A 26733-nucleotide genomic window follows, 5' to 3' on the forward strand; every position below is an offset into this window, starting at 1 on the left:
GTTTACGTACTCTTTGCGGTGAAAATCAGAAATGACTGCTTTAGCGGGAATTCTATTGTATAGATCAAATTAAAATACTATGTTTAGTATTGTGAACGGCTTTGTTAAGCGGATGTGAAGGATTCTGAAAGTTGAAGGAATCTTGAATAAAATCGTCGTTCTATATTAAAAACTTAATAAAAGTTATACGTAATCATTCAAAAGAAATCTTTAGTATTCTGGGGAGCAGAAAGGCCTGGAATTGGATGGTTTTAAGGGCGGTTAGGGGTAAAGACGAATAAAATGAAATTAAAACTCATTGTGAGTGCCTGTTTATGCTGTGCAAGTTTTGAACTTTGGGCACTGGATTTACTTGATGCCTATCAGCGCGCCCAGCACAATGATCCCAACTGGCAGGCCAATGTCTTGCAGTATCAGGCCGATCAGCTGAATCTCGGAATTGCCAGCGGGAATTTACTGCCGACTGTCACGCTTTCAGGTAATCTCAGCCGTAAAAACCAGTCTGTTAATCACTCGCAGATTGAGGGGCTTCCTGCCGATTTTGGCGAGTTACAGGGGGCTAGTACCACCAGTCGCCAGATTGCAGTTACTGCACGGCAGCCTTTATTTCGCTGGGATGCCTGGCAGGGTTATAAGCAGGTCAAAACCTCGGTAGAGCTGAGTGAAGTCAATTTACGCCTGCAAAAACAGCAGCATATTTTACAGGTCGCTGAAGGCTATTTTAATGTCCTGCGCCAACAATCCCTGACCATGGCCTATTTGCAGGAAGAACAGGCTCTGTTAGAACAGTTGGGCATCATGACGGCCAAGCTCAAAGAGGGGCTGGTAGCCCGCAGTGATGTCAGTGAAGCCAATGCCCAATATCAGAGTGCTCAGGCCAACCGGATTTCAACCCAGGTACAGCTGGTGCTGGCTCAGGAACAGCTGGCTCAACTGATTGGGCCTTATCGCGAGAATCTGGCTGTGTTGCGGGAAGATTTCCAGTTCCAGAAGCCCATTCCGGAGAGCATTGATGCCTGGATTGATCTGGCTCAGCACCAGAACCTGGGAATTCTGCAAGCGCGTCTGCAAAAACGTTATTCTGAAGATGCCAAGCGGGTAGAACAGGCAGCCCTTTATCCGCAAGTTGAGGCGGTGGGAACTTATGGCTATTTAAAACAAACCCCTGAAACTGTGCTGTCGAGCAATGGCGATTTTGACCAGATCGGCCTAGAAGTAAACTGGAATCTGTTTAGCGGTGGCCGTACCCAGAAAAGCATCCGCCAGGCCAGTGTTAATGTACAGAAAAGTGCCTCCCAGCTGGAGGCTGCCATGCGTAAGGCCCATACCGAGGTGAAGCAGTCTTATTTACAGGTAGAAACCGATCAGGCCAAACTCAAGGCCCGTCAGGCTGCGATGGAGTCCTCGGAAATGGTCTCACGCGCATCCCGTGCCCAATATGAGGAAGGCTTAAAAGCCATGGTCGATATTTTACTGGCCCAGCGTAATGCTTTCTCGGCCAAAACCGATTATCTGAATGCTAAATATGACTATGTGCTGCATGTCCTGCAATTACAGGCATCGGTCGGGCAACTGACAGAAAAACAGCTGGCAGAAATCAATGCCTGGCTGGTGGAGTATCCTTAGGCTCTGTTGATATGGCATAAATACATGGCTTTTTGATTTGTCATCAAACTTTCATCAAAGATATGCTTTAATATTGATCCATTAACGATCACTGCTGTGTGCTGTTCAGGAGTAAATATCCTTGAGTCCAAATAATCCTGTTTTAAGTCATCACATTTCTTCGCAATTTAATGAGGATTTGCAGGATGTGAATACCAAATTCATGACCATGGGCGGAATGGTAGAGCAACAAGTGGCCAATGCGATTCATGCTTTGCTGGATACAGATGCCGCGATGGCTATTGATGTACAGTTTCAGGACAATGTGGTCAATCGCCTGGAAAGTGAAATTGATGAAGCGCTGACCCTGATTCTGGCACGCCGTCATCCTGCGGCAATTGACCTGCGTATGGTGATTGCCATGTCCAAGGCCAATACCGACCTTGAGCGTATTGGAGATGAGGCTGCAAAAATTGCCCGTATTGCCCAAAGTTTATGTGAAGAAGGCGGCTCACCACGTGGTTATATGGAAACCCGTCATATTGGTAATCAGGTGCGTGTCATGATTCATGATGCATTAGATGCGTTTGCACGGCTGGATGTCGATCAGGCCCTGCGGGTAATGCTGGCGGATGGGGATATTGACCGTGAATATCAGTCCGCAACGCGTACCCTGATGACCTATATGATTGAAGATCCGCGACATATTAGTCGGGTAATTAATGTTTTATGGGTATTACGCTCACTGGAACGAATTGGTGATCATGCGCGCAATATTTCAGAGCAGGTCATTTATATGGTCAAAGGCTTTGACGTACGCCATGCCAGTGTCGAAGAAGTTGAGCAACGTGTGCGTTAAGCCTATTCCGTTACCTAGATCAAAAAAAGAACAGCTTCTTAATGTTTCAGAGTTTTTAAATTTTAAAGATTTCAAACCTAGATGTCAGATTAACACTGGACAGGGTTAGCCTAAAAAAAACAAAAAGATAGATGGCCTTAATAATAAGGCTATTTCAGAATAGGCGGAAGCTGTTGTGAGCATATGGGGAATGTTTTAGATCTATACAGAATAAAAAATCAGACCCTGTTTCAATAAATATGAGCTTTATTGAAGATGGTCGGACATATCAGGTTTAAAAATAAGACTATATTTGTAGGGGGTATTTTATAGGGGGATAAAAATACAAGCGATCACCCTGAAATTTATTTTTCAGCCAAGCTGAAGTTGGTTATCACTTTTATGGGCTGGATTATCAATATCACTCTATATCCGGGGAGCGGATTATGCGGTTTTAACCGCTGCCTGACTGGATAGAAAATAGAGACCAGCTGCTTAAGTTCGCTATAAAACTCTATTTTTCTAACTGATTGAAGAATGCAAGGCAGGAGTGCGCCAAGGGATCACTCCGCGCATTGGTAAGGCTTGAAGCAAGTGGGTTAAAGACTGGCTGCTCCCCAGCTTAACTATGCGTCTCTTCTTCAAAGGTTCTGGCAATTTTTTCAATATTCAGGCTTTTTGCCATCGCATCAAAAATCTCTTTATAGACCCCATTTTGATGGTAAAGCTGATCATGTTCGCCATGTTCTGCAATCGTCCCCTCTTTCATGACATAGGTATAATCCGCATCGATAATTTGCGACAGGCTATGTGAAATGATAATCACCGTCCGGCCCTGTTTAATCTGGTCCAGACTGTGTTTGATCTGTTCGGTTGCAATTGCATCCAGACTTGCCGTGGGTTCATCCAGAAAAATAATGGGTGGGTTTTTCAGGAACATACGTGCCAGTGCAATACGCTGCTGCTGTCCGCCAGAAAGCTGCAAAGCATCCGATTCATAGGCTTGTGGTAATTGTAGGATCTGCTCATGAATGGAAGCCTTCTGGGCCGCCTGAATGACCTCTTCCAGTCGAGCATCGGTTTTTCCATACCGGATATTGTCAAAAATCGTGCCTTGAAAAATATGGTTTTTTTGCAGAACCAGCCCAATATGATCACGCAGATACTGGGTGTCATAGTCTTTTAAATCAATTCCATCGAGTAGGATCTGGCCTTGCTGCGGTGCATAAAACTTGTCCAGCAGGCTGATCAAGGTCGATTTTCCTGCGCCCGACAAACCGACCAGGGCGGTAATGGTATTGGGCCGGATTTCCATTTCAATTTCTTTGAGGGCATGGTGCCCATTCGGATAATAAAAATTTACACCGCGCAGTTTAAAATGACCTTGAATAGGCGGTTTTTGCTGGCCACTCTGTTCAATTTCATGATCGGCCTCCAGAATATTAAAAAAACTTTCTGAATAAATCATGGCATCGTTGACCTCATCATAAATCCGGTGCAGGGAACGAATGGGGGCCGAGACATTATTAAAGAGCAGCACATGAAACATGATCATGCCAATACTCATCTGCCCATCCAGAACAAAATAGGAGGTCAGAATAATAATCAGCACAATGCCAATCTGTTCGATAAAGGTCTTTAAGCCATCAAACAGAAAGCTGGTCTGACGGGTTTTCATTTGATTATCAGTCAGTTCACGTTGCAATTTTAACTGCTTATCTGATTCAATCGCTTCGCGGTTAAAGGATTTAATGACCGTAATTGAATTGATAATGCTCAGAATCCCCTGGCTTTTTTTCTCCCGGCCATCCCGCAGGTTGCGGCGCCAACCACCGAGCTTTTGTGCCTGTTGATAAGTCAGCCAGAAATACACCGGTACGATGGCAGTCGCCACCAGCCCGACATAAAAATTGGCATAGTACATCAGTCCCAAAGCCACAATTGCACTGGTAAATAAAGGCAAAATATCAATAAAAAAAATCTGCACCAAACGGGTCAGGGAGCCGATCCCGCGATCAATCCGGGTCTGTAATTTTCCGGCCTGATTATTGTCCTGATTAAAAAAAGCCAGACGATAGGTGAGAAATTTTTCAATAATGCCCTGAGCCAAGTCCTGTGAGACAAAAATCCTTAACTTTTCTCCATAAAATTTCTGGCCGAACTGAACAAAGGCATTGATGATCTCCTTGCCAAGCAAAATGATGGAAATAGTGATAAGAATGTGCCAGCCTTCATCCAGCCCCTGGCCGGTTTCCAGAAGGCGGTTGATACTATCGACTGCATATTGCAAGGTAATTGCATTGACCTGTGCCGTAAAGGAACCAATCAGGGTCAGGATCAGGGTGGCAATCACCAGCACACGATAAGGCCGGACAAAAGGCCGCAATTTGAGAAATAGTTGCCACAAATTCATAAGCAATTATTTTTATTGTGGAAGTGGGTTTAGTCTAGGCAGGATTTTGCAGGCTCACAAGGGGCCATGTTGTAGTGATTTGTGACATTGGATTGTAAATTTTTCATTGCAGTATCAAGATTTTAAGCAATGATAGAGGTGCATCGAAATGACAAAGGATTTATTTTCTGCAGCGCCCCAAGCAAATGTATTGCCTTTTGATGGTGTGGTGGAGGACTATGGCCAGATTCTGGATGATCACCAGAGCCAGCAGTATCTGCAGGAATTTTTAGCGCATCTGGCCTGGCAGGCGGATGAGGTTACTATATTTGGCCAGCATTATATCACCGGGCGGAAAGTGGCCTGGTATGGTGATCAACATTATCAATATCATTATTCTGGTACTTCCAGACAGGCACATGCATGGGTGCCCCAGTTGTTGGAGCTAAAACAAAACATTGAGGAGTTGGCCGGTCATGCCTTTAATTCCTGTCTGGCGAATCTCTATGCAGATGGTTCTCAGGGGCTGGGCTGGCATAGTGATGATGAAGCTGCTTTATACAGCACCCATCAGCAGGAAAATGTGATTGCTTCTTTGAGTTTGGGTGCCACCCGAAAAATGAGTTTCAAGCATAAAACCCGTGATGCCAAAGTCGATCTGTTATTGCAAAGTGGTCAATTAATCGTGATGCGCGGGATGACCCAGCGTTACTGGAAGCACTGCATCCGCAAAACTACCAAAGTGCTAGAGCCGAGAATTAACCTGACGTTTCGTTATTTTTATACGTGATTAATCCTTTAAAGATGATCAGGATTTTATTGCAGATAATTGGGCACTGTGCCCGGTATGGATCTACCTACCGGACACCATGATGAGGACTTAAGGCTGAATTCCGGCCGGATGACGATACCAGCTTTCAATCAGCAAGGCAGCTGCAATGCTGTCCGCCGACAGTTTCTTGCCGCGACCCTGCGCCTGGTAATGATCGAGTTCATCCCGTGCTTCGCGAGTGGTGAGGCGCTCATCAACCATCAGAGTCTGAATATTAGTTTGATGACGTAAACGGCGGGCAAATTTGCGTGCGCGTGTCGACAGCTCGGACTCGCTGTCATCCATATTTAAAGGTAGACCCACCAGAATAAGATGCGGTTGATGGGTTTTTACAATGTTTAATAAGGCTGCCCAGTCGGGAATGCCGTCTTTCATCGGAAATAAAGGCAGGGGATGAGCACTTTCAATCAGGGACTGACCCGCGGCCATGCCCATTTTTTGGGTACCAAAATCAAAGGCCATAATGGTTTGAGATGCTAAATCAGGCATGGCCAATCTCGGAAGAAAACCAGCTGCGATCTACACCGATCTTTTTATAAGCTGCATCCCAACGGTCGTCATAGGGCAGATCAAAAATCAGATCCATATCGGAATCGCAGATTAGCCAGTCACCATGCGCAATTTCTTCTTCCAGCTGATGCTTGCCCCAGCTCGCATAACCGAGTGCAATCTGGTAACGGCCTACACCTTCATTATGCGCAATCGCATCTAGAATATCTTTGGAGGTGGTAATGCAGACATTTTCTCCCACAGCAATTGAAGAGTGCCAGGTTGGCTGGCCGGTATGCAGAACAAAACCGGCTTCAGGGCGTAAAGGTCCACCTTGCAGTACTTCATGCGGGTTGACGTTATCTGCTTCTATATCCAGATCATTCAGCAATTCTTTAATCTGAATACCCGTCGGTCGATTAATAATAATCCCCTGTGCGCCATCTTCATCGTGGCGGGCCAGATAAATTACGGTATGGGCAAAAAAATCGTCATTTGCATGGGGGGGAGCAATCAGACAACGATGAGCCAGATATTGTTTAGTCACCTGAGCAATTCTCCTTGAAATCAATTTCTTTGCAGAGAAATCCTATGATATTCATTATTACGTTACTAGAGCTTTGTCAATTCACCAACTGTTTTTTGTGATGACCGTCATTTCTTAAACCTGCTGAAACTTTAACTGCCGTAACTGCCGTGCATGCTGCAAGGTGGTTTCATTAATTTCCACTCCGCCAGTCATTCTAGCAAGTTCCTGAATAATATCATCTTCTTTCAAGTCGATGATTGTGCTGCTGGCCGGATTGGTCTGACGCTTTTTCACCAGCAGATGCTGGTCAGATTGTGCTGCTACCTGTGCCTGATGGGTAATACACAGAATTTGTACATGTTGTGCCAGATCAGCCAGTAAACGTCCCACCACTTCTGCGGTTCCACCGCTAATGCCGACATCAATTTCATCAAAGACCAGTACTTCGGCTTCAGTTTTTTCGGCATTCATCACCTGCATGACCAAGGCAATACGCGACAGTTCACCACCTGAAGCGACCCGTGCCAAAGGTTGGGCCGGAATGCCTTTGTTGGCAGTAAACAAGAGCTGGATAAAGCTCAGGCCTTCACTGGAGGGATGTTCTAAAGGCTCAAACTTAAATTCAAAATGTGCCTCCGGCAAAGCCAGCAGCTTGACCTGCTCGGTCAGTTTTTTTGCCAGGGGTTCAGCCGCCTCACGACGAATCTGATCCAGATGCTGGGCTTTGTTCAGGAACTCCTGATAAGAGACTTCGACCTGCTCCGCCAGAGTTTCCGGATCTTCCAGCTGATGCAACTGTTCCAGCTCGGCCTGCCAGGTTTCATACTCTTCTTTGAGCTGCTCAGGCTGGGTGCGGTATTTGCGTGCTAAACGGTGAAACACTTCCAGCTGGAGGTTTAATTCTTCCATCCGCGCTGGATCAAAACTTTGCCGATCCATAAACTGGCGTAAATTCGCCGTCGCATCTTCGAGTTCACTTTGCGCATTCAGTAAAGAGGTATAAATGTCAGAGAGCTGTTCACTGCGGCCCGCATGGCTTTCCATCCGCCGTAAAATTGAGGCCAGTTCCTGAGAAATATTCTGTTCGCCTTCATCCAGGCCAGTCAGGCTGTAGACACAATCCTGCATAATAGCTTCATGGTGTGAGAGACGGTCAAACTCCTGTTCAATTTCCTGATAATCCGTCTGAATGACTTCTTCGAGCTCTTCGAGTTGTAATTCCAGCGTTTCCATGCGCTGCTTACGCGTTGCCTGGGCATCTAGAGCTGCCTGATGTTGCCGGATATTTTTTTGCCAGCTGCTGTAGGCATCCCGTACCTCCTGAGCAGGCGCATAGAAATTGCTGTAACGGTCTAGCCAGTGTTTAGGATAAGGCGGTTCCAGTAACTGCTGCTGGCTATGCTGGCTGTAAAGTTGTACCAGCAGACGGCCAATTTCTTTGAGCTCAGACAGGCTGCTGGGACGGCCATTAATCCAGGCCTTACTGCGACCGGTGGCAAAAATCACCCGGCGTAAATGGATTTCGCCTGACTCATCATCTAGTTCATGCTCTTTTAACCAGATTGCCTCAGGGCTGTTTTCCTGATAGCTAAAGGTGGCGGTTACATCTGCTTTTTCTGCGCCATACCGCACATAATTGGTGTCGGTTCGCTCACCCAGGCAGGCCGACAAGGCATCCAGTAATAAGGATTTTCCTGCGCCGGTCTCGCCAGTAAGAACGTTAAAACCTTGTTTAATATCAATAGCAAGATGCTCGGCCAAAGCAAAATTGATCAGAGTTAAATGTGTCAGCATAAACGCATCCGGGCTGCGAAAAGTTTGAATGAAATAGCAAGTAGGTTGCTCTACTATAGCAACACGGCTGTTATTATAAATCAGGATAGATCGCTTTCATTCTATCTTAAATTTTAGTGATTAATACACGCTTATTTGATCGTGTTGTTCTGCATCTTCAGATTTGGCTGCAGAAACTTATTAATTTTTTTCATATATTTGACATGAAGAAAACTTAGTTTAGGGCCTGAAGTGAATGCGGAGGCTGTTTAATGATAGGAAAGATCACCGGTTGAGCGGGAATTTACTGCAATAAAATTGTCAATGGCACAGGCAGCCTCCGAGGGCTGAAGAATTTCATTCAAGTCCGACAAACTTTGATTGATTAGTTGTAGGGGCACATTTAAACTACAACAATCAAAATATTACAAAATGCTTTATCTGGAGAAATCGCATGTCAGCGCAGTTTGATCATGTATCTGTACTTAAAAAATCAAATGTGTATTTTGGCGGACTATGCATCAGCCATGTGGTGCAGTTTGAAGATGGCACCAAAAAAACCTTAGGGGTAATTTTACCTTCAGAAAATGCATTAACATTTGAAACGCATGTCCCTGAGCGCATGGAAATCATTTCAGGTGAATGCCGCGTGCAGATCGGCGACAGTGAAGAAAAAGAGCTATTTCGCGCGGGTCAGTCTTTCTATGTAGCCGGTAACAGCCGCTTCAAGATTGAAACCAATGATGTGCTGGACTATGTTTGCCATTTTGAAGGCTAAATACACCGCAAGATGAGCTGTAACCGATCAAGAAATTTTCATTTGAATCAGTTAAACTAGGCGTGATATGGAAATCCTGTGAAGTTGGCTTTGCAGGATTTTTCTTTTTTTGTCTTTTTCTTCACTGATTTCGAGGTCGTTCATGGCTAAACCTGAGTATTATTATGGCGTACATTCAGTAGAGTCATTGCTGGAGCTGGAGCCTGAACGTGTCTTGACGCTTTTTACGCTGAAAGGTCGTGATGACCAGCGCTTGAAGCGGGTGCTGGAGCTGGCTGAGCCGTTTGGAGTAAGTATCCAGCAGGCCAGTCGTGACAAGCTGGAAAAACTGGCAGGTCTGCCTTTTCACCAGGGGGTGGTGGCAGCGGTACGTCCACATCCGACCTTGAATGAAAAAGATCTGGAGCAGTTGCTCAAGGAAAATAGCCAAGCCTTGCTGCTGGCCCTCGATCAGGTTACAGATCCGCACAATCTGGGTGCCTGTATCCGTACTGCGGCTGCAATGGGCGTAGCGGCTGTGATTGTGCCACGTGACCGTTCAGCCAGTCTGACGCCAACTGCACGTAAAGTCGCTGCAGGTGGGGCGGAAAAGGTAAAATTTATTCAGGTCACCAATCTGGCGCGCAGTTTGGGTCAAATCAAAGATGAGTTTAATGTGCGTGTAGTTGGCACCATGCTGGATGAAAAAGCGTTGCCAATCCAGAATTTTGATTTCACCGGAACCGCAGTGTGTATCGTCATGGGAGCGGAGGATACCGGCCTGCGTCCTATTACCCAAAGCCAATGTGATCAGACGGTGTATATCCCGATGGCTGGCAATTTACAAAGTCTGAATGTCAGTGTGGCAACTGGGATGGCGCTGTATGAAGCCTGCCGTCAGCGTAATACTTAATTACTCATGGCCTTATCGACTCGCACACAAGGTTATTTCTTTTTAATTACGACCATGTGTATCTGGGGCGGTTTTACCTTGACCGCCCGTCTAAATGCAGTTTGGCAGATCAGTGCCTGGGATATAGTTGCACTGCGCTTTTCTCTGGCTTTTCTGATCCTGATGCCGATCTTGTTGTACCGCAAAGAGGCGGGCTTTTTATTAAAAAAAGAGCCTTTTATACTGGCAATGATCGGTGGGGTTATTTACTGCCTGTTTGCCTATAGTGCCTTTCATTATGCGCCCACTGCGCATGCGGCAATTTTTTTGAATGGCTGTATTCCGATTTGTACGGCAATCATGGCCTTTTTCCTGATGGGGCAAGCTTTTGATAAGCATACCTGGGCCAGTCTGATCATTATGGTTATCGTGCTGTGTCTGATGAGCACCTTGATGTATCAGGAGACTGGGGTGGCATTCGGGCTAGGGGATTTTCTGTTTTTTATCAGTGCCATCCTCTGGGCGATTTTTACCGTGTTATTGCGTAAATATCAGCTTACCGCCTGGCAGGCAATGAGTGGTGTCGCGATTTGGTCAGCGGTGGTGTATGTGCCGGTTTACCTGCTCTTTTTACCCAAACATTTAAGTGTGCCAGAACCCCAACATTTGCTGTTCCAGACCATCTTTCATGGGATATTTGTGGTAATGATTGCCACCTTAAGCTATGTGGAAGCCATTAAGCGTCTTGGGGCATTTAAGGCAGGAAGCATCACCAATCTGGCGCCATTTATTGCTGCAATTTTGGCTGTACCCTTATTAAATGAACCACTCAGCCTGGCCATGGTGTGTGGCCTGATCGGGATGGCGATAGGTGCATTACAGCCCTGGCGCTGGTTTACCCACAAAGATAGCCTCAGTCAAAAACTGGCAGAACAGAAAAAGCAGGCCTAACGAGATCTGTTTTTATCTTAAGCTGCTTTCCACTATGGAGAGATTAAAGCTGGACTTAAAATCTAGGGTTGAGTCCATGGCTAAGCTATATCGGCTAAATCCTTCATAAATAAAGAAAAAGAAGATGATAATGTTATAGAATTCAGCAGCTTAGGTCTAAGTTCCTGAGCGTAGTAGTGTGCTGCAGGGAAGGCTGTTGTTGTATGCCTGTTTATGATCTAAAGATTGGGCTCCTGGTTTTCAGCTGCCATGCTTAGATATTTTTCATGCAATGGCATCAGGTGGGCATACAGATGTTCAAGCTCACCATCATTCAATACAATATCGTCAGCCATAGCACGTTTCTGTTCACGAGACATTTGTGCTGCAATAATCTGTTGAATCTGTTCTACATTCTGTCCATCACGTTGCGATGCCCGCTCGATCTGCAGCTCAATTGAAGCATCGATCAATAAGTTATGTTGGGTCAGTTCATGCTGATTGGTTTCAAACAGCAGCGGTGAGACCAGAATCACATAAGGGCTTTGTGCTGCCTGTAACTGTTGAATAATCGAGCTGCGAATTGCAGGGTGCGTAATGTTTTCTAGGGTTTTTCGTGCTTCAGGCGATTGAAAAATGTGTTCGCGTAAAGCACGGCGATTGAGTGAGCCATCTCCAAACAGGACCCAATCTCCAAAGGCCTGCTGAATCTGCAACAGTGCCGGTTGGCCAATGTCGACAACTTCACGGGCCACAATGTCGGCATCTACAATAACAATACCTTGCGCATCAAACCACTGGCTGGCAGCAGATTTTCCGCTGCCTATACCGCCGGTTAAACCGAGTACAAATTTCAATTTACTGACCTAAATAAATGTGCATGATCTGTTCGCCCCATAAAAAGGCGATCCAGCCAGCAATGGCAATATAAGGACCAAAAGCAAAGGGCTGATTTTCTTTACGGATCTTGAGCAGAATAATCCCGATAATTGCCCCAACCAAAGAAGACAATAACACAATCAGCGGTAAAAGCAGGGGACCCATCCAGGCGCCTAAAGCTGCCAGCAGTTTAAAATCTCCATAGCCCATGCCTTCCTTGCCCGTCACCACTTTAAACAGGTAATACACCACCCACAAACATAAAAAGCCCAGAATATACCCCCAGATGGCCGAGCTTGCGGTGGTATAGATGGCATAACTATTAATCCCGAGACCGAGCGCTGCCAGTGGCAGGGTGTAACGGTCAGGTAAGAGTTGGGTATCAAAATCAATAAAAGTCAGGGTAATCAGCACATAGGTTAATACCAGGCCAAAGAGCATCTGTAGGGTAGGACCAAATACTGCCACAACGATCAGTGCACAAATCGCAGTTAACAGTTCTATAAAAGGATAGCGAATACTGATTGGATGTTTGCAGTTACCACATTTACCACGCAATAATATCCAGCTCATCACTGGAATATTTTGATACCAGCGAATTGGCGTCTGACATTTTGGACAGGTTGAGGCGGGTTTGCTGAGGGTGATTTTACTTTCATCAATGATGGGCTGATCAGGATGCAGGAACAGCTGACAGTCAGTACGCCACTCCTGTTCCATCATTTTTGGCGTGCGATAGATCACCACATTTAAAAAACTGCCGATACAGAGACTAAAAAGCCCAACTGCGAGATAAAGCGCAGTCGGATTGTGAGAAAAATAAAAAATAAGGTCTTGCATTAAACCACAGAGCCCATTTGGAAGATTGGAAGATACATGGCAATCACCAGACCACCGACCAGCACACCCAGAATGGCCATAATCAGAGGCTCCATCATGGAAGTAAGACCATCGACAGCATTATCGACTTCATTTTCATAGTGGGTTGCCACTTTATCCAGCATGGCATCTAGGGCGCCTGATTCTTCACCAATTGCGACCATTTGTACGGCCATAGAAGGAAACTTGTCAGTCACACGCATGGCAAATTGCAGCTGCTGCCCGGTTGCGACATCTTCGCGAATTTTCATGACTGCATCTTCATAGACCACATTATTAGTCGCTCCAGCTGTCGATTCTAATGCATCAATCAGTGGGACACCGGCAGCAAAAGTCGTCGACAAGGTACGGCTATAACGGGCAATAATCGCTTTATAAACCAGGTCACCAAAAATCGGTGCCTTAAGTGCAGCTTTATCCAGAAAGTCCCGGAATTTTTTACTGCGTTTCTTGGCTTCCAGAAATGCGGTAATAGCAACTGCAATGGCAATAATCATCAGGAACCAATACTTCTGCATCCACTCTGACATATTCACCACCATCTGGGTAAAGGTAGGCAAATCGGCGCCGAAGGAGGAGAACAACTCCTGGAAGACCGGTACGACCTTAACCATCAGAATAATAGTCACGATTACAGCAACAACGATGACTGCAATGGGATATTTCATGGCCTTTTTAATCTTCTGCTTTAGCAGCTCGCTCTTTTCTTTATAGATAGCGACACGGTCGAGCATGGTTTCCAGGGCACCCGACTGCTCACCGGATTCCACCAGCGAACAGAACAGATTGTCAAAATACTGTGGATATTTACGTAAGGCACCTGCAAAGGTATTACCGCCTTCGACCTCTCCTTTAATGCCAAGCACGACTTCACGCATAGCGGGGTTTTCTAGTCCCTCTGCCACGATTTCAAAGCCTTGAACCAACGGTACACCCGCTTTCATCATGGTCGCCAGCTGCCGGGTAAAAATCGTGATATCCAGGGTGCTGACCCGTTTTTTCATCAAGCCTTCAAGAATATTCTTTCTCTTTTGTCGAATAGTCTTGATGCTGATGCCTTGTTTTCTCAAGTTGACTTTTGCCAGCGCCATATTGCGTGCCGGTAATTCCCCCTTGATCTTCACCCCTTTGCGATCAATGCCTTCATAACTGAAGACCGGCATCATCTGGCCTTTTTTTACTGCCGCCATATGTTTATCCTTATTTTATATTTGCATCTGATCATTCGCTGGTTACACGATTGACTTCCTGTAAGGAGGTCACCCCCTGCATAACCTTCATTAAACCTGATCGACGTAAGTTGTTAAAACCTGCATGTGCAGAAGCCTGAGCAATTTCAATTGCATTGCCATCTTCCATAATAATTCTTGAAATTTCTGGTGTTACTTTCATAACTTCATAAATGCCGACACGACCTTTATAGCCTTCACGACATTCATTGCAGCCAACCGGTTCATAAATCTGAAATTCCGGGTGTTGGAGATCTTCTTCGGTAAAGCCCATCTCCAAGAGGCTCTGCTTCGGAATATCGGCTGGTTTTTTACATTGTGCGCATAGACGACGGGCCAGACGCTGGGCAATGACTAGGTTGACTGAAGTTGCAATATTAAAAGAAGGAACTCCCATATTGCGTAAACGAGTCAGGGTTTCCGGTGCACTGTTGGTGTGCAGTGTAGACATGACCATATGTCCGGTTTGTGCCGCCTTGATAGCAATTTCGGCCGTTTCCAGATCACGAATCTCACCGACCATGACAATATCCGGGTCCTGACGCAGGAAGGATTTAAGTGCAGCGGAAAAGGTCAGGCCGACCTTGTTGTTGACGTTGACCTGGTTAATCCCTTGCAGGTTAATCTCGACCGGATCTTCGGCCGTTGAAATATTGGTATCTTCACGGTTTAAGATATTCAGGCCAGTATACAGGGAAACGGTTTTACCCGAACCGGTAGGACCGGTAATCAATAGCATGCCTTGAGGTTTCTCCAAGGCCGCCATAAACAGGGCTTTCTGTTCAGGCTCATAACCCAAGGCATCAATTCCCAGCATTGCACTGGACGGATCCAGAATACGCAGTACCAGTTTTTCCCCAAACAGGGTAGGTAGTGAGTTCACACGGAAGTCGATTGCTTTATTTTTGGAGAGTTTTAATTTGATACGGCCATCTTGGGGAATACGCTTTTCAGAAATATCCATTTGTGACATGACTTTTAAGCGGGAGGCTAAACGGTTAGCTAATTGCAAAGGTGGCGTGGCAATTTGACGCAGCACCCCATCGACTCGGTAACGAACCCGGTATATCTTTTCATAAGGCTCAAAATGCAGATCCGATGCACCCATCCGGATTGCATCAATCAGCAATTTATTAATATATTTAACAATAGGAGCTTCTTCGCCTTTTTCCTGGTCTTCTTCGTCTTCTTTGTCCGAGATTTCACTGCCTTCGACATCAAGATCGAGATCAAAACTGTCATCAAAATCAAACGTGCTTTCTTCGGTGAAATTCTGTTCAATCAGTTTTTCCAGTTTATTGTATTCAACAATAATACTTTCAATATTCAGTTTGGTGGCAAAGCGGATTGCATCAATGGCTTCAATATTGGTCGGGTTACTGGTGGCAATATAAAGGATATTGGCACTCTTAAAAATTGGCAGAACCCGGTGTTTGGTAATTAATTTTTCATCTATTTCTTCACGTAAGATTTGTCCAGGATCATACGCCCCCAGATCAAATAAAGGCTCGGCAAATTCAACTGAAATTGTTTCGGCAATTGTCGTTGGAGAAAGATTATAGTGGCCGATCAAATACGCCACGATATCCGTTTTTTCCTGCTTGGCCTTGTCCAAAGCAGTCCGCATCTCTTCAGCCGATAATGCACCTTCATCGACTAAGCGACGAATAAACCCCGTAAATCTCGGGGTCCCCTGTAATACTGTCATGCTTCAATATGCCTATTAGTTCAATTTTTTTAATTTGCTATCTTTGAAATTATACGTTTGTTGTATAAAAATACCATAGCTGAGAGTGCTGTCATCTTCTTACTATTCACTAAAACTTTGAACTGGTCGGAAGAAGCCGGCGTTTTTTTACCTGATAACAAAAAATAACCATTTGGAAGCGCCAAAAGTGAAAAATCTGCTCAATAAAACTATTCTTTAAATTTTCCAATTCCGTGTAGAATGGGCCCAACTCAAGATATGTCAGTAAAATAGGTTGTTTATGTCGGTTTCGGCGATTATCCCGTGGGTGGTGGGGAACTGGAAAATGAACCCGGTTCAGGCAGATGCATGTGCTCTAGTCCGTAGTATGAAGGAATTACTGGAAATTGCGCCGATTGCTGAAGCGCAATGTCATCTCGGAGTAGCACCGATTTCGATTGCGCTGACTCAAATTCAGGCACAGCTGTCTACAGCCAATCGTGCAGTGTATACAGTTGCCCAAGATGTATCACGTATTCCAGGTACTGGGGCTTATACCGGTGAAGTCAGTGCCGAATTGCTGGCAGACAGCAACATCGGGTATGTACTGGTGGGTCATTCTGAGCGTCGTGAGCTGTTTGCAGATACAGTTGAGATTTTAAAGGCCAAAATAAAAAATGCCCTGAATGCTGGACTTACCGTGATTTACTGTGTCGGTGAAAGTCTGGAGCAGCGTGAGGCAGGGCAGGCCGAAGCAGTGGTATTGCAGCAGATTTGTGATATTGCAGCGGTGGTCGAAGCAGAGCAGTGGAAACGCATCGTTATTGCCTATGAGCCGATCTGGGCGATTGGCACCGGGAAAACTGCTTCTCCACAGGATGCACAGGCCATGCATGCGCAAATCCGTCAGGGCTTAAGCCAGATTACCGGTTATGGCGAAACAATTGCGATCTTATATGGTGGTAGTGTAAAACCGGAAAATGCAGTAGAGTTAGCAACCTGCCCGGATATCAACGGGGCATTGGTGGGTGGTGCATCACTCAATGCTGAGTCATTCCTTCAAATTGCTCAAGCATTTGCAAATACACAATAATGAGGAGTTCAGCATGCAAACTTTTGTGCTGGTAGTACATATTATCTTAGCGATTTTGATGATTGTCTTGATTTTGGTTCAGCATGGTAAAGGTGCGGATGCTGGTGCCTCGTTTGGCGGCGGTGGTGCAGCGACGATCTTCGGTGCCTCAGGTTCTGGTAATTTTCTGACTCGTTTAACTGCTGTTTTTACAGCGCTATTCTTTGTTACCAGCATTACCTTGGCGATTTTCGCCAAGAAACAAACTACCGATGCTTACAGTTTGTCCTCGGTGCAATCGGTTCCAGCTGCTCCGGCACAACCGGTTGAAACTTCACCAACTGCACCCCAAGAAACCGAATAATCTGAATTAAACCTTTCTTTTTTCCAGTGATGCGACTAGAATGCGTCACAGCTGCGGTGGTGGTGGAATTGGTAGACACGCTACCTTGAGGTGGTAGTGCTTTCGGGCGTGGGGGTTCAAGTCCCCCCCTCCGCACCAACTTATGAATCCAGAATATAGGTTGGGTGTTGTGCAGCAAAACTTCTGTTGATGCGGGATGGAGCAGTCTGGTAGCTCGTCGGGCTCATAACCCGAAGGTCGTTGGTTCAAATCCAGCTCCCGCTACCAATCAATCCTTTTGAAAGAGGCAAACTTTTAAAAGGCAGCTTAAATCTGATTTAAGTTGAGAAAATAATTTGCGTGTTGTTGCGGGATGGAGCAGTCTGGTAGCTCGTCGGGCTCATAACCCGAAGGTCGTTGGTTCAAATCCAGCTCCCGCTACCAATCTTTTAAAGATGCAAACTTTAAAAGCAGTCTATATTTAGGCTGAATGTTATTTGTACGCTGATGCGGGATGGAGCAGTCTGGTAGCTCGTCGGGCTCATAACCCGAAGGTCGTTGGTTCAAATCCAGCTCCCGCTACCAATTTTTCAGCGACAGATCACAAATATGCAGAATGATGCAGTTATGATTGAAAAGCTCTCATCTTTTGTATATAATTTTTGCACGTTGATGCGGGATGGAGCAGTCTGGTAGCTCGTCGGGCTCATAACCCGAAGGTCGTTGGTTCAAATCCAGCTCCCGCTACCAAGTTTCTTAAAAGAGGCTCACAACAAGGTGGGCCTTTTTGCACAGTGGGATTTGAAAAAGATCTGGATTGTGCATTAATTGGGGCGATTTACGCCCTTTTTTATTGGCTATCGTGTAGTGTCGACATTATTTGGTCAAATCTCCATGTTTCACTACTACTATAGTTTGTATTGGTTTGTAGTGGTCAAATAGATCATAAATTCGCACCAGATGACGAGAGTAAATGAAGCTATCAAATAAAACTCAAGCACTTCAGGACTTGATTGCACCCGCAGTTGAAGCCTGTGAGGTAAATCTGTGGGGGATTGAGTTCCTGCCACAGGGCAAACGTTCATTATTACGCATCTATATTGACCGTCCGGTTGAGGATAATGCTGAACCTGTGATCAATGAAGATGGTGAAGTTGAACAGGGGCGCGGTATTGGGGTTCAGGATTGTGTACGTGTGACACAGCAGGTTGGAGCCATACTGGATGTACATGATCCAATTTCGGGCGAATATTCACTTGAAGTTTCTTCACCTGGCTGGGATCGTCCCTTCTTCGAGTTGCAGCAGATGTCAGGCTATATCGGTCAGACGGTAGCGCTTCGTCTGATTAGTGCAGTCGATAACCGTCGTAAATTCCAGGCCAAACTGGTTGCAGTTGATCTTGAAAATGAAATGATTCAAGTTGAAGTAGAAAAACAGCAGATTTTGGATATCGACAGTCACAATATCGATAAAGCAAATTTGGTTTATCAAGATTAATCAAATCAATAAGAATCTGAACAAATAGGTGACTTATGGCACGTGAAATTCTTACCGTCGTTGAAACGGTTAGTAACGAAAAAGGTGTAAGTCGTGAAGCAATTTTTGAAGCGCTAGAACAAGCTTTGGTTGCAGCGACTAAGAAGAAATTCTACGAGGGAACTCACTCGGAAGAAGCTCGTCTTCGTGTGGAAATTGACCGTAAAACCGGTGACTATCGTACTTTCCGTCAATGGGAAGTCGTTGCAGATGAAGATCATGAAATGCCGGCTTGCCAGGATGCGATTTCTGATGTCGATCCTGCAAAATGGTCGATTGGTGACATCCGTGAACTGGAAGTTGAATCGATTGATTTCGGTCGTATTGCCGCGCAGATTGCCAAGCAGGTGATTGTGCAGAAGATTCGTGAAGCAGAACGCGCATTGGTGGCGGATGCCTATGAATCCAAAGTCGGTGAACTTATCTATGGTGAAGTGAAAAAACAAACCAAAGATGGCTTTATCATTGACCTCGGTGACAATGCAGAAGCTTATCTGGCGCGTGAAGAAATGATTCCGAAGGAGATTCTGCGTCCGAAGCAGCGCGTAAATGCGATTCTTTATAATGTGAACCGTGAAGGCCGTGGTGCACAGCTTTTATTGTCACGTGCTAAGCCAGAAATGCTGATCGCACTGATGAAAAAAGAAATTCCGGAAATCACGGAAGAAATTATTGAAATTAAGGCCGCAGCCCGCCAGCCGGGTGTCCGTGCTAAAATTGCAGTGAAAACCAATGACCATCGTATTGATCCGGTGGGAGCTTGTATTGGTATGCGTGGTACACGTATCCAGGCGGTACAGCAAGAGCTCAATGGCGAGCGTATTGATGTGGTCGTTTGGTCGGATGATCCTGCGCAATATATCGCAAGTGCATTGGAACCAGCAGATGTATCGAGTATTGTCATCGATGAAGATGCCCATACTGCCGATATTATTTTTGCAACCAGTGACCAGTTGGCCCGTGCGATTGGTTCACAAGGTCAAAACGTACGTCTGGCATCGGAACTGACTGGCTATAAGCTGGATATGATGCTGGAAGAAGAATACTACGCCCGTCAACAAAGCGAAGCACAAAAATACCTGGACATGTTTGTTACCCGTCTGGATATTGCTGAAGATTTGGCGATGGCGCTGGTAGAAATGGGCTTCACCTCGCTTGAAGAAATTGCTTACGTGCCTGCTGAAACGTTTGATGAAATCGAACTGGATGCTGAGCTGGTTGAGTTATTGCAAAGCCGTGCGAAAGAACTTGCACTTGCTGATGCATTACAACAGCAAGAAAACGTACAAGCGCCAAGTGAAGAACTTGTTGCAATGGAAGGCATGACAGCAGAGATCGCGCAGGCTCTCGCAGCTCGTGGTGTGGTAACCGTGGATGATCTTGCAGATCAGGCAACCGATGATATCGCGGATATCGACGGTCTGGATGCCGAAAAAGCAGGTCAACTTATTATGAAAGCGCGCGAATCATGGTTTAACTAGGAGGTGTAGTATATGACGAACAAGTCGATTAAAGAGTTAGCGCTCAGCGTGGGTCGTCCAGTTGAGAAGCTCCTAGAGCAGGTTCGTGAGGCAGGTTTACCACAACGTAAAGCTGACGATATTATTACCGCCGAACAACAAGATAGCCTGATGAATCATGTGAAAAAGACACAAGGTTCAGAGGGCCATGCAGGACAAATCACGTTGAAACGTAAAACAACCAGTACGGCTAAAGTAGCAAGTACTTCAGGTAAGGCGAAGACCATTAATGTAGAAGTTCGTAAGAAGCATACATTCGTCAAGCCAGATCCGGAACAAATCAAGGCAGAAGCTTTAGCCAAAGCTCAAGCTGAGCAGCAAGCCAAAGCGCAAGCTGAACAGAAAACAGCACAAGTGAAGAAACCTGTTGAAGCAGCAAAATCTGGTGTGAACAATGCCAGCAAAGCATTGGAAGCAATGCGTGCAGCTCAGAAACAGGAAAATCAGAAACAGGAAACACCTAAAGCAGCTGTCGTTGTCAAACGCAAATCGACCAATAAGCCGATTGTAAAGGCAGTGGTTAAACCGTCTGAAACAGCAGAGCAGAAAAAAGCTCGTGAAGCGCAAGCTGCACAGCTAAAAGCAACTGAAGAAGCAGCACGTCGTAAAGCAGCTGAAGAAGCACAACAGCGTACGCTTGAACAAATGCGTCAAATGGCTTCTAAGTATTCTGCTGAAGATACGACAGCCACAATTCGGGTGATTGATGACACTCCGCTTGCTGCCGGTTTAGTCGGTCAGGCCTATGAGGATTCTTTTGCCAAAGAAGACCGTGAAATTAAACGTGGTAGTAACACGACGAATACACGTGCTCCGAAAAAAGGTGGTCGTCGTGGTCAGGAAGAGCAGTCTTTCAGCCATAACCAGCATAAACGTGGTTTAAAAACCAGTCAGGCCAACAAGCATGGCTTTGAAAAACCAGTTAAAAAACAGGTTTATGATGTTGAAATTGGTGAAACGATTGTGGTTGCTGACTTGGCTGCAAAAATGGCAGTTAAAGTACGCGAAGTGATTAAATCACTCATGAAAATGGGTGAGCTGGTAACTCAAAACCAAGCCATTGAGCAAGAAATTGCCGCGCTGATTGTGGAAGAAATGGGGCATCACCCAGTTCTGGTATCTGATACGCAAGCAGAAGATAATCTACTTGAAGCAGCTGAAGAAGCACGTGGTGCACAAACTACGCGTCCACCAGTGGTTACCATCATGGGTCATGTTGACCATGGTAAGACTTCACTGCTTGACCGTATTCGTCGTGCCAAAGTAGCTTCGGGTGAAGCTGGCGGGATTACCCAGCATATTGGTGCATACCATGTCACCACAGATAAAGGCATTATTACTTTCCTGGATACTCCTGGACACGCGGCATTTACTGCAATGCGTTCACGTGGTGCCAAGGCAACGGATATTGTGGTCTTGGTCGTTGCAGCAGATGATGGTGTTATGCCACAAACTGCAGAAGCGATTGATCATGCACGTGCTGCCGGTACGCCAATTATTGTTGCCATCAACAAGATGGACAAAGACTCGGCTGATCCGGACCGCGTACTGAACGAATTAACCACCAAAGAAATCGTACCTGAACAGTGGGGCGGTGACGTACCAGTGGCGATGGTTTCAGCGCACACCGGTGCAGGTATCGATGAATTACTTGACCTGATTTCAATCCAGGCAGAAATCCTGGAGTTGAAAGCATCTGAAGAAGGTGCAGCGCAAGGGGTAGTAATTGAAGCACGTGTAGACAAGGGCCGTGGTGCAGTAACGTCTATTCTGGTTCAAAACGGTACCTTGAAAGTTGGTGATCTGGTTCTGGCAGGCTCATCTTATGGTCGCGTTCGTGCCATGGTTGATGAAAACGGACAGCGTGTTAAATCGGCAGGTCCGTCGATTCCAGTCGAAATCCTGGGTCTTCCTGAAGCGCCAATGGCAGGTGACGAAGTTCTGGTCGTGAATGATGAGAAGAAAGCACGTGAAGTTGCCGATGCGCGTATGGACCGTGAACGTCAGAAACGTCTTGAGCGTCAGTCTGCTATGCGTCTTGAAAATATCATGGCGTCTATGGGCAAGAAAGATGTGCCGATCGTCAATGTGGTATTGAAAACAGATGTACGCGGTACTTTAGAGGCGTTGCATGTGGCTCTGGCTGAACTTGCAACAGATGAAGTGAAAGTCCGTATCATTGGTTCGGGTGTGGGTGCGATTACTGAATCTGACGTTACACTGGCAGAGTCTTCAGAAGCTGTATTACTCGGCTTTAATGTGCGTGCTGATGCAAGTGCGCGCCAGAAGGCCGATGCAGACAGTATCGATATTCGTTACTACTCCGTGATCTACCAGTTGATTGATGATGTCAAAGCTGCCATGAGCGGTAAGCTTGCGCCTGAACATCGTGAAACGATTCTGGGTGTGGCTGAAGTACGTGAAGTATTCCACTCAAGCAAATTCGGTGCAGCCGCAGGTTGTATGGTGCTTGAGGGTGTCTTGCACCGTAATAAGCCAATTCGTGTTCTTCGTGATGACGTGGTGGTCTTCCAGGGCGAGCTTGAATCTCTGCGCCGTTATAAAGAGGTGGTTGAAGAAGTTCGTGCCGGTATGGAATGTGGTCTTGCGGTGAAAGGCTATAAAGACATCAAACCACTCGACAAGATCGAAGTGTATGATGTCCAGTTAATTAAACGGAGTCTTTAATGGCGGGTAGTCAACGTCTGAAGCGTATGGCGGATACAGTACAGCGCGAGTTGTCTGAGCTGATTCGTCAGGAGCTGAAAGATCCACGCCTGGGTGGTCTGGTGACCATCTCGGCTGTGAAAGTGAGCCCAGACTTAGGATATGCTGAAGTTTATGTCACCGTGATGGGTCGTGAACTAGGCGATGAGCAAAGTGAAGCTGCAAATAAGGAAACTCTGGATGTGCTGAACAAGGCATCAGGTTTCCTGCGTCATGAACTGAGCCGTCGTATCAAGACCCGTATAACGCCACGTTTGCGTTTTCACTATGACAAAACCAATGCTTATGGCAACTATATGTTTGGTCTGATTGCTGAAGCTGTGAAGGATCTTCCTCCAGCCGAAGACAAGAAAGATGATGAATAAGCTCAATTGAGCAGATCAAAAAAGCCACCTTCGGGTGGCTTTTTTATTGCAAAATTATGATGGTGGTGGAAGGAATAATGCAGCTTAAAACTCATCCTGCTTATTTTGATTCTTGTGATAAAAGCTACGCCGACGGCTACGCTGCCAGGGCAGGGGACGTTCCAGTGTTTCAGGAACCTCACCACTCATAGAGCGTAAACGTAAATGCAATGCGGCCTGAGCCATCAGGTTGGCTGATACTGGCGCAGTGATAAATGCAAATAGGGTGATCAGAACTTCTGCAAAACCAAAACGGCTATGAATGGCAGAAAAAATAATTGCGCCGATCAGAAAGCTGCCAAGTCCCAAGGTGCTGGATTTGGTGGGTGCATGTAAGCGCATAAACAAATCGGGCAGCCGGACCAGACCAATGCCGCCAACCAGCATAAAGAAGGCACCAATCAGCAAGAAAATTGACAGCAGAATTTCGAGAAACAGATTCATAACCAAACTCCTAGTCGATCACATGGCCTGTGGTGAAATAGCTGGCCAGAGCGGCGGTGGAAACAAAGCCCAACATGGCAACCAGCAGGGCACCTTCAAACAGGAAGGTGCTGCTCCAATAAATGCCCAGGATCACCACCAGACAGGTCGCGTTCAGGAACAGCGTATCCAGTGCTAACAGGCGATCGACAATAGAAGGTCCGATAATCAGTCGGAACAGGCAGAGTAACATCGAAATGGTGATTGCACCGAGGCAGATCGCAAGTGCATAGGGCAAAATGGTCATGCTTTATCTCCTGTGCGCGCACTAAAAATTTGAATCAGCGGCTGTTCATAGCGCTGCTTGATTGTTTCAATTTCGGCCGCCTCATCCTGGGTACTGAGTGCATGTACCAGAATATCACCACGATCCTGATCAATCCCGGCCGTTACCGTACCTGGCGTTGTGGTAATAATCATGGCCAGCAGGGCATTGACTTCTTCATGTTCAGTATCCAAAGGTACACGAAACCATTTGGGATGCAGATTTTTGGTGGGGCCAAGCACCAGTTTGGCGACAGTGATATTGGCCACAATAATGTCCCAGACCACCACCCAAAACAGGCGTATGGCCGGCATCCACTGAATATTCGGGGTACGGTCAATAAAAGGTTCAATTAGGCGTGGAATAAAAATCCCCAGAACCAGTGCGCTTAGCAGGGTTGCTGCTTCGAAGTTATGTGCCAGTAATATCCAGCTGACCCCGACAATCACTGAAACCAGTGGGTGGGGGAACCAGCGTTGCGAAAATGATTTAGCCACTAGGGTCCCTCCGCCGGTTTAAGTTGATTATCATCATGGCTGTACTGTTCAATATACTGCTGATTAATCTGCTGTTGCTTGAATTTGGAAATATGTTCGCCTTCGAGAGTCGCTTCTGAAATCACATACGGAATCAAATGCGCATTCGGATCTGCGGTTTCTCCCCCATATTTGGTTTCTGGCAGATTATCTGAACGGTATGGCTGTACACTGATAAACTGGCCTTCAGCATCACGTTTCAGCAGCGCCGTCTCATACAGAGGATTGTTTTTGATCTGTACGGCAGTCTGATAGTTGTACTGATAGACGGGAGCAGCAAAAACCACATAAGCCATCAGGCCAGCCAGAAGCAGATAAATAACCGTATCATTACGTGGTGGTGCCTTGCTTGGCAGGGCCTCATATTTACTGAAATCCAGCGAATCCGGATCATCTTCCGGGCGGATGGAACGCCAGAACAAGATAAAGCCTACGCGGGTAAAGGCCAGAATGCTCAGCAAGCTCACCAGTAAAATAGTAAAGAGGATAATCATTTGATAAGGTGAATCCGCAGAGGCCTGCAAGATAAACACTTTGCCAAAGAAGCCGCTAAAAGGCGGCAAGCCTGCCATCATCAGAGCAATAATGAAATACGTCAAAGAGACAGTCTTGTGCTGTTTCATCTTGGGGGCAATGTTAAAATGATCTTTAAATTCGCCCCGTTGCGAGGTAATCCAGCCACTCAACAGATAAAAGGCTGCGCCGATCAAGGTGCTGTGCACTGTATAATACAGCGCACCTGCCCAAGCCTCGGTGGTATTGATGGCAATTGCCACCAGAATCGTGCCGATTGAAGAGAGCACCATAAAGCCGACAAAGCGGCGTAAGCGTTCTGTGCCAATCGCGCAGATCACCCCATAAACTGAGGTAATCAGACCAATCACCAGCAGGCAGTTCATTAAAATCTGATGACTATATTCATCATCAAAAACGGTGCCATTAATACGCAAAATCGCATAAATCCCGACTTTGGTCATGATGGTGAATAAAGCGGCCACAGGCGTGGTGGCCACCGCATAGGTTTTGGGCAGCCAGAAGCCAAGTGGAAGCATGGCTGCCTTGATGCCGAAGACCACGAACAGCATCAATCCTCCGGCAACAGCCAGTTGATGCTCATCCTCTGCCAAGGTGGGAATCAGGCGGGCAACATCTGCCATATTCAGGCTGCCCACACTGCCATAAATCATGCCCAGTCCAATCAGGAACATGGCCGAAGCCAGCAAGTTAATGACGACATAATGTACGCCCAGCTGGAAACGTGCCTTACCTTGTCCATGTAACAACAGGACATAAGAGGCCATAAGCAGAATTTCAAAGAATACAAACAGGTTAAACAGGTCACCTGTCAGAAATGCACCGCTCAGCCCCATTAACAAAAAGTGCACCATGGCATGGAAATAGCGTCCGCGTGCATCCCAGCCGCGACTGGCATACCAGACTATGGGTACGGCCAGGGCATAGGTCATGACCAGCATCAATGCAGAAAGCTGATCCAGCACAAGAACAATACCGAAAGGTGCGGACCATTCACTTAAGGCATAAACACTGATTTCCCCCTGACTGCTACTGATCAGATAGCTGATCGCAATCCCCAGGCCGAGCAGGCTGGAAACATGGCTGATGCCGCGACGCCAAGGCTGGCGCCAGTCGGTGGCCAGAGCGCCAGCACCGGGGTTGCCCAGAAGCAGTAGAGTAAATGCCGTAAATGCCGGCAGAAGGATACTGAAAATCGGGGTATGTTGAGTCCAGAAATTGAGGAATTCAGTCATTATGGCTCATCCTCACGTGGATCAACTTGCAAGCTTTCTTCTTTTGAATCAACGTGGTCTGTTCCTGATTCGTAGCGGCTACGCAGGGCGAGCTGAACAATAAAGGCGGTCGTGGCAAAACCGATGACAATGGCCGTTAATACCAGTGCCTGAGGCAGAGGGTCGGTCACTTCCGTGGCAGTGGTTAAGACGGCGGGGGAATTCATTTGGATCCGCCCCATCGCAAACAGGAACATATTCACGGCATAGCCGATCATGGCCAGTCCCAGTACCACCGGGAAAGTACGTGCCCGCAGAATTAAGTAAATACCGGTAGCGGTGAGCAGACCGATCGCAGAAGCTAATAAAAGTTCTAAACTAATCATT

25 protein-coding genes and 5 tRNA genes are annotated in these 26733 nt (G+C 46.3%); 17 read left to right on the top strand and 13 right to left on the bottom strand.

All coding sequences use genetic code 11. The features are described from left to right. The first annotated feature begins 282 nt into the window (after positions 1-282). Positions 283-1626 (top strand): TolC family outer membrane protein, encoded by a 1344-nt coding sequence (locus NI467_RS00290; protein WP_151204034.1) that lies wholly within the window; start codon positions 283-285, stop codon positions 1624-1626. Positions 1627-1747: 121 nt separating this feature from the next. Then, positions 1748-2464, top strand: coding sequence for a phosphate signaling complex protein PhoU (gene phoU, locus NI467_RS00295; RefSeq protein ID WP_151204033.1), 717 nt, complete (start codon positions 1748-1750; stop codon positions 2462-2464). A gap of 601 nt (positions 2465-3065) precedes the next feature. Here the strand turns inward: phoU and NI467_RS00300 are convergent. Beyond that, a complete protein-coding gene (locus NI467_RS00300) occupies positions 3066-4856 on the bottom strand; it encodes an ABC transporter ATP-binding protein (protein WP_151204032.1) in 1791 nt (596 codons plus the stop codon). 148 nt (positions 4857-5004) lie between these two features. Between NI467_RS00300 and NI467_RS00305 the strand changes: the two genes are divergently transcribed. Beyond that, positions 5005-5625, top strand: a complete 621-nt coding sequence (locus NI467_RS00305; protein WP_151204031.1) for an alpha-ketoglutarate-dependent dioxygenase AlkB — start codon at positions 5005-5007, stop codon at positions 5623-5625. Between the two features lie 90 nt (positions 5626-5715). Here the strand turns inward: NI467_RS00305 and ruvX are convergent, their stop codons facing one another. From ruvX to recN, 3 genes are all read right to left on the bottom strand, one after another. Continuing rightward, positions 5716-6156 carry a Holliday junction resolvase RuvX gene (gene ruvX / locus NI467_RS00310; protein ID WP_253150264.1) on the bottom strand — a complete coding sequence of 147 codons (441 nt, stop codon included), beginning with the start codon at positions 6154-6156 and terminating at the stop codon, positions 5716-5718. Beyond that, entirely contained in the window at positions 6149-6703 is a 555-nt protein-coding gene (locus NI467_RS00315) for a YqgE/AlgH family protein (RefSeq protein ID WP_253150266.1), read from the bottom strand. Before NI467_RS00315 ends, ruvX begins: the two co-directional genes overlap by 8 nt. 114 nt (positions 6704-6817) lie before the next feature. After that, entirely contained in the window at positions 6818-8479 is a 1662-nt protein-coding gene (gene recN, locus NI467_RS00320) for a DNA repair protein RecN (RefSeq protein ID WP_151205573.1), read from the bottom strand. A 433-nt stretch (positions 8480-8912) separates the two neighbouring features. Between recN and NI467_RS00325 the strand changes: the two genes are divergently transcribed. The 3 genes from NI467_RS00325 (at position 8913) to NI467_RS00335 (ending at position 11058) form a co-directional block, all read left to right on the top strand. After that, complete coding sequence (locus NI467_RS00325; RefSeq protein WP_253150268.1) at positions 8913-9236, top strand: pyrimidine/purine nucleoside phosphorylase; 324 nt, start codon at positions 8913-8915, stop codon at positions 9234-9236. A 142-nt stretch (positions 9237-9378) separates the two neighbouring features. Continuing rightward, positions 9379-10128, top strand: coding sequence for a 23S rRNA (guanosine(2251)-2'-O)-methyltransferase RlmB (rlmB, locus tag NI467_RS00330; RefSeq protein WP_253150269.1), 750 nt, complete (start codon positions 9379-9381; stop codon positions 10126-10128). A gap of 6 nt (positions 10129-10134) precedes the next feature. After that, the gene (locus tag NI467_RS00335; RefSeq protein ID WP_253150271.1) at positions 10135-11058 is read left to right on the top strand and encodes a DMT family transporter; all 924 of its coding nucleotides are present in this window, start codon (positions 10135-10137) and stop codon (positions 11056-11058) included. Between the two features lie 218 nt (positions 11059-11276). Here the strand turns inward: NI467_RS00335 and coaE are convergent, their stop codons facing one another. From coaE to pilB, 4 genes are read right to left on the bottom strand one after another with little or no spacing between them, the layout of a single operon-like run. After that, positions 11277-11894, bottom strand: coding sequence for a dephospho-CoA kinase (gene coaE / locus NI467_RS00340; protein WP_253150273.1), 618 nt, complete (start codon positions 11892-11894; stop codon positions 11277-11279). Between the two features lies 1 nt (position 11895). Further along, positions 11896-12756, bottom strand: coding sequence for an A24 family peptidase (locus NI467_RS00345; RefSeq protein ID WP_253150283.1), 861 nt, complete (start codon positions 12754-12756; stop codon positions 11896-11898). Next, positions 12756-13985: a type II secretion system F family protein gene (locus NI467_RS00350; RefSeq protein ID WP_253150285.1), complete on the bottom strand. Its 1230-nt coding sequence runs from the start codon at positions 13983-13985 to the stop codon at positions 12756-12758. Before NI467_RS00350 ends, NI467_RS00345 begins: the two co-directional genes overlap by 1 nt. 31 nt (positions 13986-14016) lie before the next feature. Next, positions 14017-15732 (bottom strand): type IV-A pilus assembly ATPase PilB, encoded by a 1716-nt coding sequence (gene pilB / locus NI467_RS00355; protein WP_151204973.1) that lies wholly within the window; start codon positions 15730-15732, stop codon positions 14017-14019. Between the two features lie 280 nt (positions 15733-16012). Here pilB and tpiA point away from each other — a divergent pair, with 280 nt between their 5' ends. The 11 genes from tpiA (at position 16013) to NI467_RS00410 (ending at position 23275) form a co-directional block, all read left to right on the top strand. After that, positions 16013-16804: a triose-phosphate isomerase gene (tpiA, locus tag NI467_RS00360; RefSeq protein WP_253150287.1), complete on the top strand. Its 792-nt coding sequence runs from the start codon at positions 16013-16015 to the stop codon at positions 16802-16804. Between the two features lie 13 nt (positions 16805-16817). Continuing rightward, the gene (gene secG, locus NI467_RS00365; protein ID WP_151204971.1) at positions 16818-17147 is read left to right on the top strand and encodes a preprotein translocase subunit SecG; all 330 of its coding nucleotides are present in this window, start codon (positions 16818-16820) and stop codon (positions 17145-17147) included. 53 nt (positions 17148-17200) lie between these two features. Continuing rightward, positions 17201-17285: transfer RNA gene (locus tag NI467_RS00370), tRNA-Leu, on the top strand. Between the two features lie 52 nt (positions 17286-17337). Next, a tRNA-Met gene (locus NI467_RS00375) sits at positions 17338-17414 on the top strand. Positions 17415-17493: 79 nt separating this feature from the next. Continuing rightward, positions 17494-17570, top strand: a tRNA-Met gene (locus NI467_RS00380). A gap of 64 nt (positions 17571-17634) precedes the next feature. Further along, positions 17635-17711: transfer RNA gene (locus tag NI467_RS00385), tRNA-Met, on the top strand. Between the two features lie 88 nt (positions 17712-17799). Next, positions 17800-17876 (top strand) — tRNA-Met (locus NI467_RS00390). 223 nt (positions 17877-18099) lie between these two features. After that, positions 18100-18624: a ribosome maturation factor RimP gene (gene rimP, locus NI467_RS00395; protein WP_253150289.1), complete on the top strand. Its 525-nt coding sequence runs from the start codon at positions 18100-18102 to the stop codon at positions 18622-18624. Positions 18625-18659: 35 nt separating this feature from the next. Then, positions 18660-20144, top strand: coding sequence for a transcription termination factor NusA (gene nusA, locus NI467_RS00400; protein WP_151204969.1), 1485 nt, complete (start codon positions 18660-18662; stop codon positions 20142-20144). 12 nt (positions 20145-20156) lie between these two features. Continuing rightward, positions 20157-22871 carry a translation initiation factor IF-2 gene (infB, locus tag NI467_RS00405; protein ID WP_151204968.1) on the top strand — a complete coding sequence of 905 codons (2715 nt, stop codon included), beginning with the start codon at positions 20157-20159 and terminating at the stop codon, positions 22869-22871. After that, positions 22871-23275, top strand: coding sequence for a ribosome-binding factor A (locus NI467_RS00410; protein ID WP_151204967.1), 405 nt, complete (start codon positions 22871-22873; stop codon positions 23273-23275). The genes infB and NI467_RS00410 overlap by 1 nt, the downstream gene beginning before the upstream one ends. A gap of 84 nt (positions 23276-23359) precedes the next feature. On the opposite strand, the gene NI467_RS00415 is transcribed toward NI467_RS00410, so the two are convergent. The 5 genes from NI467_RS00415 to NI467_RS00435 are packed head-to-tail and all read right to left on the bottom strand — an operon-like array spanning position 23360 to position 26732. Beyond that, positions 23360-23758 (bottom strand): Na+/H+ antiporter subunit G, encoded by a 399-nt coding sequence (locus tag NI467_RS00415; RefSeq protein ID WP_151204966.1) that lies wholly within the window; start codon positions 23756-23758, stop codon positions 23360-23362. Between the two features lie 10 nt (positions 23759-23768). Further along, a complete protein-coding gene (locus tag NI467_RS00420) occupies positions 23769-24044 on the bottom strand; it encodes a monovalent cation/H+ antiporter subunit F (protein ID WP_151204965.1) in 276 nt (91 codons plus the stop codon). Next, complete coding sequence (locus NI467_RS00425; RefSeq protein WP_151204964.1) at positions 24041-24559, bottom strand: Na+/H+ antiporter subunit E; 519 nt, start codon at positions 24557-24559, stop codon at positions 24041-24043. Before NI467_RS00425 ends, NI467_RS00420 begins: the two co-directional genes overlap by 4 nt. Then, the gene (locus tag NI467_RS00430; RefSeq protein WP_253150291.1) at positions 24559-26367 is read right to left on the bottom strand and encodes a monovalent cation/H+ antiporter subunit D; all 1809 of its coding nucleotides are present in this window, start codon (positions 26365-26367) and stop codon (positions 24559-24561) included. Before NI467_RS00430 ends, NI467_RS00425 begins: the two co-directional genes overlap by 1 nt. Beyond that, positions 26367-26732 carry a Na+/H+ antiporter subunit C gene (locus NI467_RS00435; protein ID WP_151205515.1) on the bottom strand — a complete coding sequence of 122 codons (366 nt, stop codon included), beginning with the start codon at positions 26730-26732 and terminating at the stop codon, positions 26367-26369. Before NI467_RS00435 ends, NI467_RS00430 begins: the two co-directional genes overlap by 1 nt. Position 26733: the final 1 nt, after the last annotated feature.

The organism is Acinetobacter sp. S4397-1 (assembly GCF_024129285.1).
Classification (GTDB): Bacteria; Pseudomonadota; Gammaproteobacteria; order Pseudomonadales; family Moraxellaceae; genus Acinetobacter; species Acinetobacter lwoffii_C.

Bases quoted from the DNA above. Each gene is read 5' to 3' on its own strand.
- tpiA (WP_253150287.1), top strand. From the start codon at position 16,013: ATGTCGGTTTCGGCGATTATCCCGTGGGTGGTGGGGAACTGGAAAATG.
- pilB (WP_151204973.1), bottom strand. From the start codon at position 15,732: ATGACAGTATTACAGGGGACCCCGAGATTTACGGGGTTTATTCGTCGC.
- NI467_RS00350 (WP_253150285.1), bottom strand. From the start codon at position 13,985: ATGGCGGCAGTAAAAAAAGGCCAGATGATGCCGGTCTTCAGTTATGAA.
- NI467_RS00410 (WP_151204967.1), top strand. From the start codon at position 22,871: ATGGCGGGTAGTCAACGTCTGAAGCGTATGGCGGATACAGTACAGCGC.
- NI467_RS00415 (WP_151204966.1), bottom strand. From the start codon at position 23,758: ATGAATCTGTTTCTCGAAATTCTGCTGTCAATTTTCTTGCTGATTGGT.
- NI467_RS00325 (WP_253150268.1), top strand. From the start codon at position 8,913: ATGTCAGCGCAGTTTGATCATGTATCTGTACTTAAAAAATCAAATGTG.
- NI467_RS00335 (WP_253150271.1), top strand. From the start codon at position 10,135: ATGGCCTTATCGACTCGCACACAAGGTTATTTCTTTTTAATTACGACC.
- nusA (WP_151204969.1), top strand. From the start codon at position 18,660: ATGGCACGTGAAATTCTTACCGTCGTTGAAACGGTTAGTAACGAAAAA.
- NI467_RS00300 (WP_151204032.1), bottom strand. From the start codon at position 4,856: ATGAATTTGTGGCAACTATTTCTCAAATTGCGGCCTTTTGTCCGGCCT.
- NI467_RS00420 (WP_151204965.1), bottom strand. From the start codon at position 24,044: ATGACCATTTTGCCCTATGCACTTGCGATCTGCCTCGGTGCAATCACC.
- rimP (WP_253150289.1), top strand. From the start codon at position 18,100: ATGAAGCTATCAAATAAAACTCAAGCACTTCAGGACTTGATTGCACCC.
- ruvX (WP_253150264.1), bottom strand. From the start codon at position 6,156: ATGCCTGATTTAGCATCTCAAACCATTATGGCCTTTGATTTTGGTACC.
- NI467_RS00345 (WP_253150283.1), bottom strand. From the start codon at position 12,756: ATGCAAGACCTTATTTTTTATTTTTCTCACAATCCGACTGCGCTTTAT.
- secG (WP_151204971.1), top strand. From the start codon at position 16,818: ATGCAAACTTTTGTGCTGGTAGTACATATTATCTTAGCGATTTTGATG.
- recN (WP_151205573.1), bottom strand. From the start codon at position 8,479: ATGCTGACACATTTAACTCTGATCAATTTTGCTTTGGCCGAGCATCTT.
- NI467_RS00435 (WP_151205515.1), bottom strand. From the start codon at position 26,732: ATGATTAGTTTAGAACTTTTATTAGCTTCTGCGATCGGTCTGCTCACC.
- rlmB (WP_253150269.1), top strand. From the start codon at position 9,379: ATGGCTAAACCTGAGTATTATTATGGCGTACATTCAGTAGAGTCATTG.
- NI467_RS00430 (WP_253150291.1), bottom strand. From the start codon at position 26,367: ATGACTGAATTCCTCAATTTCTGGACTCAACATACCCCGATTTTCAGT.
- NI467_RS00290 (WP_151204034.1), top strand. From the start codon at position 283: ATGAAATTAAAACTCATTGTGAGTGCCTGTTTATGCTGTGCAAGTTTT.
- NI467_RS00305 (WP_151204031.1), top strand. From the start codon at position 5,005: ATGACAAAGGATTTATTTTCTGCAGCGCCCCAAGCAAATGTATTGCCT.
- infB (WP_151204968.1), top strand. From the start codon at position 20,157: ATGACGAACAAGTCGATTAAAGAGTTAGCGCTCAGCGTGGGTCGTCCA.